This window comes from Iodidimonas sp. MBR-22, from assembly GCF_029946565.1.
Classification (GTDB): Bacteria; Pseudomonadota; Alphaproteobacteria; order Sphingomonadales; family Rhodothalassiaceae; genus Iodidimonas; species Iodidimonas nitroreducens.
In genome coordinates this window covers 22,039-34,441 of record NZ_JARKVQ010000018.1, presented here as the reverse complement: position 1 = coordinate 34,441, position 12,403 = coordinate 22,039, and the positions used below count along the sequence as shown (strand labels likewise).

General features: G+C 58.3%; 10 protein-coding genes. 7 read left to right on the top strand and 3 right to left on the bottom strand.

Features of this window, described 5'->3' with window-relative positions:
• Window positions 1-47: 47 nt before the first annotated feature.
• Window positions 48-1,328, bottom strand: coding sequence for a glutamate-5-semialdehyde dehydrogenase (locus QK300_RS12075; protein WP_281301983.1), 1,281 nt, complete (start codon window positions 1,326-1,328; stop codon window positions 48-50).
• Entirely contained in the window at window positions 1,325-2,497 is a 1,173-nt protein-coding gene (proB, locus tag QK300_RS12070; RefSeq protein WP_281301984.1) for a glutamate 5-kinase, read from the bottom strand. Before proB ends, QK300_RS12075 begins: the two co-directional genes overlap by 4 nt.
• Before the next feature lie 340 nt (window positions 2,498-2,837).
• Between proB and ilvD the strand changes: the two genes are divergently transcribed.
• From ilvD to QK300_RS12035, 7 genes are all read left to right on the top strand, one after another.
• A complete protein-coding gene (ilvD, locus tag QK300_RS12065) occupies window positions 2,838-4,535 on the top strand; it encodes a dihydroxy-acid dehydratase (protein ID WP_281301985.1) in 1,698 nt (565 codons plus the stop codon).
• Window positions 4,532-5,533 carry a ketol-acid reductoisomerase gene (gene ilvC / locus QK300_RS12060; protein ID WP_281301986.1) on the top strand — a complete coding sequence of 334 codons (1,002 nt, stop codon included), beginning with the start codon at window positions 4,532-4,534 and terminating at the stop codon, window positions 5,531-5,533. The genes ilvD and ilvC overlap by 4 nt, the downstream gene beginning before the upstream one ends.
• A 225-nt stretch (window positions 5,534-5,758) precedes the next feature.
• Complete coding sequence (locus QK300_RS12055) at window positions 5,759-7,336, top strand: 2-isopropylmalate synthase (RefSeq protein WP_281301987.1); 1,578 nt, start codon at window positions 5,759-5,761, stop codon at window positions 7,334-7,336.
• Between the two features lie 12 nt (window positions 7,337-7,348).
• The gene (locus tag QK300_RS12050; protein ID WP_281301988.1) at window positions 7,349-8,308 is read left to right on the top strand and encodes a branched-chain amino acid transaminase; all 960 of its coding nucleotides are present in this window, start codon (window positions 7,349-7,351) and stop codon (window positions 8,306-8,308) included.
• A gap of 45 nt (window positions 8,309-8,353) precedes the next feature.
• Complete coding sequence (leuB, locus tag QK300_RS12045) at window positions 8,354-9,418, top strand: 3-isopropylmalate dehydrogenase (RefSeq protein ID WP_281301989.1); 1,065 nt, start codon at window positions 8,354-8,356, stop codon at window positions 9,416-9,418.
• Window positions 9,419-9,467: 49 nt separating this feature from the next.
• Window positions 9,468-10,808, top strand: a complete 1,341-nt coding sequence (locus tag QK300_RS12040) for a homoserine dehydrogenase (RefSeq protein ID WP_281301990.1) — start codon at window positions 9,468-9,470, stop codon at window positions 10,806-10,808.
• 130 nt (window positions 10,809-10,938) lie between these two features.
• Entirely contained in the window at window positions 10,939-11,463 is a 525-nt protein-coding gene (locus QK300_RS12035; RefSeq protein ID WP_281302314.1) for a YSC84-related protein, read from the top strand.
• A 20-nt stretch (window positions 11,464-11,483) separates the two neighbouring features.
• Here QK300_RS12035 and QK300_RS12030 read toward each other — a convergent pair whose 3' ends face one another.
• Entirely contained in the window at window positions 11,484-12,359 is an 876-nt protein-coding gene (locus QK300_RS12030) for an HAD family acid phosphatase (RefSeq protein ID WP_281301992.1), read from the bottom strand.
• Window positions 12,360-12,403 lie beyond the last annotated feature (44 nt).

The window sequence follows — 12,403 nt, the reverse complement described above, 5'->3', positions numbered from 1 at the left end:
CAGATTCATATCCCGAAACGCCCCTTTTAGATGGATTGATGCGGAAATCAAGGGCGGATATGCCCCGAACCCCGCACCCGATAATGATAGCTGGTCAAATGTTCGGCACCCACCGGGCCACGGGCATGAAGCCGCCCGGTAGCAATGCCGATTTCAGCACCAAAGCCAAATTCACCCCCATCGGCAAATTGGGTCGAGGCATTATGCATGACGATGGCCGCATCCACTTCGCTCAAAAAGCGATCAGCCGCCGCCTGATCGGAGGCAATGATGCATTCCGTGTGGCCCGAGCCATGGCGATCGATATGCGCCAAAGCGGCATCAAGGCCATCCACCACCCGCACATTGATCACTGCATCCAGCCATTCCGTATCCCAATCCTCGTCACTGGCAGGCTCGATATCGGGGCAGATGGCCTTTGCCGCCGCATCGCCGCGCACCCGGCATTGGGCATCGCTCAAAGCCTTGACCAAAGGAGGCAGATATTTCGCCGCCACAGCCTCATCAATCAGCAGGGTTTCGGTGGCCCCACACACCCCGGTGCGCCGCATTTTGGCATTCACCACCACCGCTTTTGCCATCTCCAGATCAGCCGAGGCATGAACATAGCTGTGGTTCACCCCCATCAGATGCCCCAATACCGGCACCCGGCTTTCTTCCTGCACCCGTGCCACCAATGATCGCCCGCCCCGGGGGATCAAAAGATCGATATGCTCGGTCATGCGAAACAATTCACCCACCGCATCGCGATCCTGTGTCGGTACGATATTCACTGCTTCCATAGGCAGGCCCGCCTGCTCAAGCCCTTTTTGCATGGCCGACAGGATCATCTCTACGGATCGGCGGCTTTCGCTGCCGCCGCGCAGGATGGTGGCATTGCCCGCCTTCAGGCACAGGCCCGCAGCATCGGCGGCAACATTGGGGCGGCTTTCAAAAATCACCGCAATCACCCCCAAAGGCACCCGCGCCCGTTCAAAACGCATCCCATCCTCGCGCTGCCAGGATTGATCGATGGCCCCCAAAGGATCGGGCCGCGCGGCAATTGCCTCAAGGCTTTTGGCCATGCCTTCGATCCGGCCTTCATCCAAAGCCAGCCGATCGATGAAGGCATCATCCTTGCCCATCTCACGGGCCTGCGCCACATCAGCGGCATTGGCACCCAGAAGATCGACAGAGATGCCCCTAAGGGCCACTGCTGCCGCCTTCAGCGCGGTTTGCCGCATGGCATGGGGGCTGCGCTGAACCACACGCTGGGCACGCTTTGCCCCATCGCCCAAGGCGATCATCTGGTCATGGAGCTGGGATGTGGATTGGCTCGAATGCGTCACAGGGCCTCCTTTGCCGCCTGTTGCGGAACGGTTATTGCAAGATTATCCCGGTGGATGAGGGTATCTGGTCCCTGATATCCCAGCAATGCCTCGAAGGTTTCGGTGCGCTGTCCGGCGATTACCTCCACCTCGTCCGAATCATAATTGCTCAGGCCGATGGCAATATCCTCGCCAGACATGCTGCGCACGCGCACGGGATCACCAGAGAAAAATTCCCCCTCCACCCGGGTTACCCCAACACTTAGAAGGCTATTGCCCGCATGCAAGGCTTTTATCGCCCCGCGATCCACGATGAGCGTGCCCGAAGGGGCCACGGTGGCGGCAATCCATTGTTTTCTCACGGTCAGCGGTTCGGATGATGGGATGAACCATGTGGCCCGCGCATCCCCCCGCGTCAAAGCCCCCAAAGCCCCCTCTTCGCGCCCATTGGCAATGGCCATATGCGATCCCGCACCCAAAGCCAAAGCCGCCGCCGCAATTTTTGCCGCCATGCCGCCGGTGCCAAGGCTGGTGCCGGCATCCCCCGCTTTCGCCATGATTTCGGGGGTAATGGCCCGCACCACCGGAATATGCCGGGCCCCGGGCACCGAGCGGGGATCGGCATCATAAAGCCCATCCACATCCGATAACAGCACCACCAGATCAGCACTGATCAATTGCCCCACCCGCGCGGCCAGCCGATCATTATCGCCAAATTTATGCTTATCAAAAGCCACCGTATCATTTTCATTAACAATCGGGACGATCGCGCGCGACAGCAGGGCTTCCATGGTTGAGCGGGCATTCAAATGGCGCAGGCGATCTTCGGTATCCCCCGGGGTGAGCAGCATCTGCGCCCCCACCGCCCCATGGCGGGCCAAGCTGCGGCGATAGGCATCAAACAGCCGGATCTGGCCAATTGCCGCAGCGGCCTGACGATCCGCCAGATTCTGCACCCCACCCACGAGCGCCGAACGGCCGATTCCCACGGCCCCCGAGGTGACCAGCACCACCTGCTGCCCGCGCGCCCGCATGGCCCCGATATCCGCCGCCAAAGCATCCAGCCAGCGCCTTCTCAGCCGGCCATTTTCCACCAGAAGCGCCGAGCCGACCTTGATGACCACCCGGCGGGCTTCTAAAAGCATCCGGGATGGGTTCGCTGGATCGGCGGTTTCATTTCCCTGCTGCATCAACAGATTTCCTCAATTTATCGTCTTCATATTGCTAAAAATCGTGCGCATTGGTAATTTTTCTCTGATATCTGTGTTGACAGCGACAGAAACATGCATATCCTGCAGCCATGAATTTTGCAACGCACACACCGCGCTCGAACGCCCATGTTCAAATTTTTCCCTCTCATCAGTTGGCGGGGGCTTTTGCCCATGGACAAACCCTTCTTGTGGGGATTGTGATCGTGCTGCTTATCAGCGGCATGATGGGGCTGCCTTCCTGAAAACAACGGATCAGACAAGGAACACCAGCCCCGCTTTGCCCACCGCAGCGGGGCTTTTCTTTGGCCAAGGACAGAAAATGACCAATAAAAACCGACCAAGCGACGCCATCAAATCCCAGGCCCCGGCCCGCGCCATGCTGCGTGCCACCGGCATGGATGATGCTGCTTTGGCAAAACCGATGATCGGGGTTGTCAGCACATGGACCGATGTTTCACCCTGCAATCTGCATTTGCGCACCCTTGCCGAACCGATGAAGGATGGCATCCGGGCAGCAGGCGGAACCCCGGTGGAATTCAATACCATTGCCGTCACCGATGGGATCGCCATGGGCACGGCGGGGATGCGGGCGTCTTTGATTTCTCGCGAAGTGATCGCTGACTCCATTGAGCTTGCCGTCCGAGGCCATTGTCTGGATGCGGTGGCGGTTCTCGTGGGATGCGATAAAACCATCCCCGCAGCGGCGATGGCGCTGGCGCGCATGAATTTACCGGGCATCATCTTATATGGCGGTTCGATCCGTCCGGGGTTTCATAAGGGGAAGTTCATCACAGTTCAAGAGGTGTTCGAAGCCGTGGGGGCGCGCGCTGCAGGCAAAATCGAGGCCGAAGAGCTCGATGCCATCGAGCGGGTGGCCTGCCCCGGGGCCGGGGCCTGTGGCGGCCAATTCACGGCCAATACCATGGCTATGGTGCTGACTATGCTGGGTCTTTCCCCCATGGGGGCGAATGATGTGACCGCCACCGATCCGGCCAAGCCCGAAACCGCCGCCCTGTGCGGTCGGCTGTTGATGGAATTGCTCGAAAAAGATGTGCGCCCGCGCGATCTCATCACCCTTGAAAGCATCGCCAATGCCGCCACCATCGGTGCGGGCACGGCGGGTTCCACCAATCTGGTGCTGCATTTGCTGGCCATTGCCCGGGAAGCAGGGCTGCAAATCGATATCGATGAATTTGATAAAATTTCGGCCCGCACCCCGGTGATCACCGATCTGAAGCCGGGCGGGCGTTTTACCGCCGTGGAAATGAGCGAAGCAGGCGGCACGGCTTTGGTGGCCCGCCGTTTGATGGAAGCCGGGCTTTTGCACGATGGCCCCACGGTGAGCGGTAAAAGCCTGTTCAAGGAGCTTGAAGCGGCCGAGGAAACGCCGGGTCAGGCGGTTGTTCGCACGGTGGATGATCCCTTTAAACCACGCGGCGGCTTTGCGATTTTGCGCGGCTCCCTTGCGCCCGAAGGGGCAATCGTCAAGCTTGCGGGCCATGATGGGGATCGTTTCAGCGGCCCGGCCCGGGTTTATGATGGCGAGGAAGCCGCCTTCAAGGCTGTGCAGGATGGGGCGATCAAGGCAGGTGATGTGATCGTGATCCGCAATGAAGGCCCCAAAGGCGGCCCCGGGATGCGGGAAATGCTGGCGGTCACCGCCGCTATTCAGGGCCAGGGGCTTGGCAATGATGTGGCGCTGATCACCGATGGCCGCTTTTCAGGCGCCACCCATGGCTTCATGGTCGGCCATATCGCGCCGGAAGCAGCGGTGGGCGGCCCCATTGCCCTGATCCGCGATGGCGATCGCATCACCCTTGATGTCAGCGCCCGAACAATCGATGTGGAGGCTGATCTCGCCGCCCGCAAGGCTGAATGGAGCCCACCCCAACCCGCCGCCCTTACCGGCGCTTATGCCAAATATGCAAAACTGGTGTCTTCGGCGTCCGAAGGCGCCGTCACCGCTTTTCCCTACTCACCCATGCAAAAACAAGCAAAAGAGGACATTCGCTCATGAAACTTTATAATAATTCCGATGTCGATCAGGCCGCCCTCAAGGGCAAAACGATTGCCATCATCGGCTATGGCAGCCAGGGCCGCGCCCATGCCTGCAATCTGAAAGACAGCGGTCACAAGGTCGTCGTCGGCGTTCGCGAAGGGGGCAAGGGCTGGCAGGCCGCGCGGCAGGATGGTCATGATGTGGCCGAGCCCGCCGCCGCCGCCAAAGCCGGTGATCTGATCGCCATCCTGGTGCCCGATATGGCGCAGGAAGCGCTCTATCGTGAAACCATCGCCCCCGCTTTGGAAGCCGGCAATACCCTGCTGTTTGCCCATGGTTTTTCCGTGCATTATGGCCGCATCACCCCGCCCGAAGGCATTGATGTGGTGATGATCGCCCCCAAGGCGCCCGGCGATCTGGTGCGCCGCGAATATGAACGTGGCCGAGGCGTGCCCTGCCTTTTAGCGGTGCATCAGGATGCCAGCGGATCGGCCAAGGCCCGGGCTTTGGCCTATGCCCATGGCTTGGGCGGCACCCATGCCGGCGTTTTGGAAACCACCTTCCCCGAAGAAACGATCACCGATCTTTTCGGCGAACAGGCGGTGCTCTGTGGCGGCATGAGCGAACTGGTTTTGAAAGGCTTTGAAACCCTCACCGAAGCTGGTTATCAGCCCGAAGTTGCTTATTTCGAATGTCTGCATGAACTGAAGCTGATCGTTGATCTGATGCAGGAAGGCGGCCTTGCCAAAATGCTCAGCTTCATTTCTGAAACCGCCAAATACGGCGATTTCGTTTCTGGCCCACGAGTGGTGGATGAAACCACCAAGGCGCGGATGAAGGCGGTGCTCACCGATATTGAAAACGGCACCTTTGCCCGGGAATGGATTTTGGAAAATCAGGCCGGTTTGCCGCGCTATAAAGCCAGCCTGCAAAAAGATCTCGATCACCCGATTGAAAAAACCGGCAGTGCCCTGCGTGCGCGCATGGCGTGGCTTAATCCCAAACATAACGCCTAAGCAAAAAAACATGGTGCACAGCCTCTCCACATCCCAAATCAAGACCAGAGCCAACAAGGCGGGCGGGCACGGCAAAGGCCTGACCGGTGCGCAATGGCACATGCATGCTCTTGAGGCTCAGGATGTGGAGAGTGTGTTCGGCCATCCGGGCGGGGGCTGTCCGATCAGGTTCGTGCAATCCTCGCGATGGATAGCCCCCGAAACACAATGGGCAGGAGCGGCAAGATGACCGAGCAGGATAAAGTTCTCATTTTCGATACCACCTTGCGCGATGGCGAACAGGCGCCGGGCTTTTCGATGGATCATGAACAAAAGCTGCAATTGGCGCGGGCTTTGGATGCCCTGGGTGTCGATATCATCGAAGCCGGTTTTCCCGCCGCCTCGAAAGGTGATTTCCGCGCCGTCAACAGCATTGCCAAGGACATCGAGGGATCGACCATCTGCGGCCTTGCCCGGGCCCTTGAAGGGGATATTCGCGCCACCGCCGAAGCCATTGCTCCGGCCCGGAAAAAGCGCATCCACACCTTTATCGCCACCAGCCCCATTCATCGCAAACACAAGCTGGCCATGGACAAGGAAACGGTTGTCCGCCGCGCGGTCGAGGCCGTACGGCTGGCCCGTTCCTTTGTTGATGATGTGGAATTCAGCGCCGAAGATGCTTTGCGCACCGAGCCTGAATTTCTGGTGGAAATTTTTTCCGCTGTGATCGAAGCCGGGGCCACCACCTTGAATGTACCCGATACCGTGGGCTATGCCACGCCGGAGGATATCTTTCGGGTTTTTTCCCATTTGCGCAGCCATGTGAAAGGCGCGGATCGGGTTGTTTTCTCGGCCCATTGCCATGATGATCTGGGCTTGGCCGTAGCCAATTCCCTTGCCGCCGTGCGGGCCGGAGCCCGGCAGGTGGAATGTGCGATGAACGGGATCGGCGAACGGGCGGGTAATTGTGCCACCGAAGAAATCATCATGGCCCTGCGCACCCGTGCCGATCATTATCAGGCTCAGGCGGGGGTGGATACCAGACGGCTTTATGGCGTTTCGCGCCTGCTGTCGGGACTGACCGGCCATGCCATTCCGCGCAATAAGGCGATTGTGGGTGAAAACGCCTTTGCACATGAATCAGGAATTCATCAAGATGGGATTCTGAAGAATGTGGAGACCTATGAAATCATGAAGCCTGAAGACATCGGCGTCCCCAAAAGCCAGCTTGTGCTGGGCAAGCACAGTGGCCGCCATGCCTTTGCCGAACGCACCCAAATGCTAGGCCATAAGCTGAGTGCCGAACAGATCGATGCCGCCTTCACCGCCTTCAAGGCTTTGGCGGATCGCAAGAAAACCATCACCAACAGCGATATCGAAGGGCTTATTCTGGGTCGCGAAATGGGGATGCTTGGGCCATGGCATCTGAAATCCCTGCAGGTCTCCACCGGCTCTGGCGATCATGCCATGCACACCTCTGCCGTTCATCTGGTGCATGATAATGGCCGGGTGGTGCGCGAAGCCTCGATCGGCAATGGCCCCCTTGATGCCGCCTTCCGGGCCATCAAACGCGCCACCAAAATGCAGGCGACACTTGCGGATTTTTCCGTGCGCTCGATCGGTTCCGGGGCCGATGCCCAAGGCTGGGCCGATGTCAGATTATCTCATGATGATGTCTCTGTGCATGGCTCCGGGGTGGATACAGATATTGTTCACGCTTCAGCAAAAGCCTATCTTGATGCCCTCAATCGTCTCGTGCGTGAGACCCAATCAGACCCCATCCATAGCGCGCCCGCAGACGATGCCCGCGCTTTATCCGCATAAGGAAGTTTGAAAATGGCCCTGACTCCGACCCGTTTCATCTGGATGAATGGCACCCTGAAGCCATGGGCGGAAGCCACCACCCATGTGCTGACCCATGCCCTGCACTATGGATCGGCGGTTTTCGAGGGGATCCGCTGCTATGAAACGCCTGATGGACCGCGCGTTTTCCGCGTTGGGGATCATATCACCCGGATGTTTCAATCGGGCCGGGTTTATCATATCGATATCCCCTTCACCCGTCAGGAAATCGGCGATGCCTGCAAAACGGTGCTCGCGTCCAATGATCTGGGCAGCGCCTATATCCGCCCCATTGCCTATCGCGGCTATGGCGGGATTGGCGTGGTCAGCCCCGATTGCCCCATCGACGTGGCTATCGCCGCCTTTCCCTGGGGGGCTTATTTAGGGGAGAACTGTTTGGCCGATGGGATTGATGTATGCATCGCAAGCTGGCAGCGCATGGCCCCCAATACCGTGCCGACGGGCCTGAAGGCGGCGGGTAATTATCTATCAAGCCAATTGATCAGCATGGAAGCCAAATCTCGTGGCTTTGCCGAAGGCATCGGCCTTGGCACCGATGGATTGGTCAGCGAAGGTGCGGGGGAAAATCTCTTTCTCGTCCATCGCGGCAAAATTCTCACCCCCCCGGCTGCGGCCTCGATTTTGGCAGGCATCACCCGCGATACGGTGATCACTTTGGCCAAGGATCTGGGGTTCGAGGTGATCGAACAGCCGATCCCCCGGGAAATGCTCTATATCTGCGACGAGATGTTTTTCACCGGCACCGCCGCCGAAGTCACCCCCATCCGGTCGATTGATCGCTTCAGTGTGGGGACCGGCGAACGCCCGATCACCAAGCAGATCCAGGATGCCTTTTTCGGTTTGTTCAATGGCCAGACCGCAGATCGCTGGGGCTGGCTGGAGCCGATTGAAACCGCCGCCGCCAAGCATCCCGCTACCGCCCTGCACAATTGATCGGGCTTGAGGCACTTGAAATAACCGGAAAGGGCTTTTGATAGAATGTCCCATCGTATCTTGCTTTTACCCGGCGATGGCATCGGCACGGAAGTGCTCGAAGCCGGACGCCATGTGCTTGATCAACTGGCTTTGGCCCGCGGCTTATCGTTCATTTACGAAACCGGGCTGATCGGCGGTGCGGCCATTGACGACATGGGCGAACCCCTGCCCGCCGATGTGCTGGAAGCCGCCCGCCGCGCTGATGCGGTTCTTTTGGGCGCCGTGGGGGGGCCGAAATGGCATGATCTTCCGGGGAACAAGCGTCCGGAAGTGGGGCTTTTGGCGCTGCGCAGTGCTTTGGGGGTTTATGCCAATCTGCGCCCCATCATTGTTCGTCCCGGAGCCGTTGATCGCTCGCCGGTGAAGGCCGAAATCGCAACAGGCACCGACATCTTGTTTGTGCGGGAACTCACTGGCGGCCTTTATTTTGGCGATAAGGGCACCGAAGGCGATAGTGCCTATGATATCTGCCGCTATAGCCGCCACGAGATCGAACGCGTGGTGCGCATGGCGGCCATCGCCGCGCGCAATCGCCGGGGCAAGCTGAGCCTGGTTGATAAAGCCAATGTGATGGAAACGAGCCGCCTGTGGCGCGCCGTGACCCAAGAGATTATCAGCCGCGATTTTCCCGATATCGAGCTAGAAATTCTGCTGGTGGATGCCGCCACCATGCATCTGATGACCCGGCCCCGGGATTTTGATGTGATCGTTACGGAAAATCTGTTTGGCGATATTCTTACTGATGAAGCCAGTGTGCTGACCGGCTCCATCGGGCTCATCCCCTCTGCATCATTGGGGGCGAGCGGTGCCGGGCTTTATGAGCCGGTCCATGGCTCGGCCCCTGATATCGCGGGGCAAGGCAAGGCAAACCCCATCGGCATGATCGAGAGCATCGCGATGATGCTGGATCACAGCCTGGGCCTGCCAAATGAGGCAAAAGCCCTGCGCGCGGCCATTGGGGCTGCCATGGCACAGTGTGTCACCGCCGATCTGGGGGGCACGGCCTCTACCATGGATATGGCACGGGCCATTGCCGATCAACTGGAGAGGGCGCTTGCCCTTGCCTGATGCCTCTTCACCCTTTTCTTCCCAATATCTGTTATATGAAGGGTCCGCTATGACCAGAAACGCAGCCGAAACTGTATCGCGAAAACCAGATGAGGCAAAACCGCAGCCCATCCGCCTTGCCATCGCAGGCCTTGGAACCGTGGGATGCGGCCTGCTGGCGGTTCTGGCCAAAAATGGGGCGCTGATCGCTGATCGCTCCGGCCGGGATTTTCAGGTTATTACGGTTTCGGCGCGCGATAAAAATCGAGAGCGCGAGGCCGATATCAGCGCTTATGAATGGCATGATGATCCGCTTCAACTGGCCGATCCCCAAAAGGTGGATGTGGTGGTGGAACTGATCGGCGGAGCCGAGGGCACGGCCCTTGATTTGGCCCGGGCAGCTTTATCCAAAGGGATTTCACTGGTCACCGCCAATAAGGCGATGATCGCCCATCATGGCGAGGAACTGGCCAGATTAGCCGAGCAATCAGGCGCTGTTTTGCGCTTTGAAGCGGCCGTTGCGGGCGGGATTCCCATCGTCAAAACCGTGAAAGAGGGCCTGGCCGCCAATCGCATCGACCGGATGCACGGCATTTTGAATGGTACTGCCAATTTCATCCTCACTTTGATGGAAGACAGCGGCGCAAGCTTTGACGATGCCCTGAGTCAGGCACAGGCATTAGGCTATGCGGAGGCCGATCCATCCTTTGATATCGATGGCGTGGATACGGCCCATAAAATCTCGATCCTGACCAGCCTTGCGTTTGGCGCCCCACCCTCGATGGATCTGCCCATCGAAGGCATCCGCGCCATCACCGATATCGATATTGCCTATGCCCGCGAATTGGGCTTTCGGATCAAGCTTTTGGGCATTGCCCGCATCACCGATGATGGCAAGCTCGATCAGCGGGTTCATGCCTGCCTAGTGGATGCCAATGAAACCTTATCAAAGGTGGGCGGGGCGGCCAATGCCATCGAAGCCCATGGCGATTTCGTTGGCCCCTGCATGATCGAAGGGCTGGGCGCCGGCGCCGGGCCCACGGCCTCTGCGGTGATGGCCGATCTTATCGAACTGGCCCGAGGCAATCGCAATTCCACCTTTTCACTGCCTGCCTCCAAGCTGAAACCCCTGCCCCTTTTGGAAACAGGGACGCGCCGGGGTGAATTTTATGTGCGGCTGCGGGTGGCTGATAAAGCCGGGGTGATGGCGGAAATCGCTTCGGCGCTCCGCGATGAAGGGGTATCGGTGGAACGCCTGATCCAACGCACCCGGGCATCCGATGATAGCGTGCATCTGATCATGACCACCCATGAAACCACGGAGGCCCGGATGCAGGCCGTGCTCAGCCGTTTTCACAAGATTGATGATGTGCTCGATACGCCTTGTATGCTGCGGATTGAACCGATCTGATGATGGCCTTGTTTTTGCGCGGCTCTGTCTTCAAAATGCCTTCTTTATCCGGCAGATAAGCACAGAAAGCATTTTTGGGGGAACGTTGATGCCAATCTCAGGACTATTCAGAAAAATCGCGGCTTTTTCATTGGTCGCGGCTTTTATCATTATCGGCTCGGCCTCGGTTGCCGATGCCGCATCGAAAAAGAAAATTGATCGCCGTGTGGCCGAAACCATGGCCGAATTTCGTGAAAAATACGATGGCGCCCAATCGCTGCTTGATAAATCCGTTGGCGTTCTGGTGTTTCCCAGCATCAAAAAAGCCGGGATCGGCATTGGCGGGGAATATGGCGAAGGCGCGCTTTTGGTGAATGGCTCTGCGGTGGGCTATTATAGCACCGCCGCCGCATCAATTGGCTTGCAGCTTGGCGGGCAGGTGCGCAGCCAGGTTTTGCTGTTCATGGAAGAAGGGGCGCTCAAAAATTTCCGCAATAGCGATAAATGGGAAGTGGGCGTTGATGGCTCGGTGGCCATTGCCACCATCGGCGCGGGGGGCTCTATTGATACCACCAATCTCGATGCGCCGATCATTGCCTTTATTTTCGGCAATAAGGGGCTGATGTATAATCTCTCCCTTGAAGGCTCGAAAATGTCTGAGATCGAGCGCAACTGATCTGCGCTCGCGCTCGTTTTTCAGGGCTTTAAAGCGGCAGCCGGTATCAGGCGGCTTTCCCAGCTTCCATAAACGGGATTGGGCAAAAGCACATATTGCGGATTGGCCATCACCGCCTGCATGGCCTGTGGATCATCGGCAATCGTCTCGGTCAAAGCGGGGAAATCTTTGATATTATCCCCCACATACATCAGGATTTCATGGGGTTTTGCCCATGATGCCTGATAGTGCTCAAGGGCATCACCGGCTTGCCAATTCCAGCAGGCTTCGGCCTTGCCCTCTATGATCAGGCGACGCCGGCGGTCCTTATCATTGCCATAGCCAAAAGCTTCCCATTCCTGCGGATTGGCATCCTTGCGATCTTGCTGCTCCCGGCCAAGGATACACAGATCGGCACGATCCGCATCAAAGCCCAGTGCGCTGAGATTGGCGCGGCTATGGCTCGTCACATCCTGATCGCGATTGGTGATGATCACCAGCTTGCCCCCGCGCTTGCGGATATGATCAAGGAATGAAAGGGCACCGGGCACGGCGGTGGCCTCTTCGCGTTTCACCCAAGTCCTCCAAGCCACAGGATCGAAATCCTTTGCCCCGGCCTGCAACGCTTCCACCTGATATTGGCTGTTATCAAGGATCGTTTCATCGGCATCGAGCACCACGACCCATGGGCGCTGATCCGCACCCCGCTGGCGGGTGATGGCATCAAGATCGGTTTTGGCCTCTTCATATAAACGGGCGGTGATGATGGCATATTCCGCTGATCGGCGAACCCACATCAGGCCGGGCTGCTGGGCCACCACATCCTTGGGCACCACATCATGCGGCGACAAGGCCGCTTGTTCCTGCGCATTGCTCACACACCCCATCAGCAAAATAGCGGTGATCGCAACTCTCATGGGCTTCATCATTTTATCGGTGCTCCTTTATTGAAAACCGAGCC

What these genes read in the sequence shown, in the direction of transcription:
- proB (WP_281301984.1), bottom strand. Translation starts at nt 2,497, where the DNA reads ATGCAGCAGGGAAATGAAACCGCCGATCCAGCGAACCCATCCCGGATG.
- ilvD (WP_281301985.1), top strand. Translation starts at nt 2,838, where the DNA reads ATGACCAATAAAAACCGACCAAGCGACGCCATCAAATCCCAGGCCCCG.
- QK300_RS12040 (WP_281301990.1), top strand. Translation starts at nt 9,468, where the DNA reads ATGACCAGAAACGCAGCCGAAACTGTATCGCGAAAACCAGATGAGGCA.
- leuB (WP_281301989.1), top strand. Translation starts at nt 8,354, where the DNA reads ATGTCCCATCGTATCTTGCTTTTACCCGGCGATGGCATCGGCACGGAA.
- QK300_RS12050 (WP_281301988.1), top strand. Translation starts at nt 7,349, where the DNA reads ATGGCCCTGACTCCGACCCGTTTCATCTGGATGAATGGCACCCTGAAG.
- ilvC (WP_281301986.1), top strand. Translation starts at nt 4,532, where the DNA reads ATGAAACTTTATAATAATTCCGATGTCGATCAGGCCGCCCTCAAGGGC.
- QK300_RS12055 (WP_281301987.1), top strand. Translation starts at nt 5,759, where the DNA reads ATGACCGAGCAGGATAAAGTTCTCATTTTCGATACCACCTTGCGCGAT.
- QK300_RS12030 (WP_281301992.1), bottom strand. Translation starts at nt 12,359, where the DNA reads ATGAGAGTTGCGATCACCGCTATTTTGCTGATGGGGTGTGTGAGCAAT.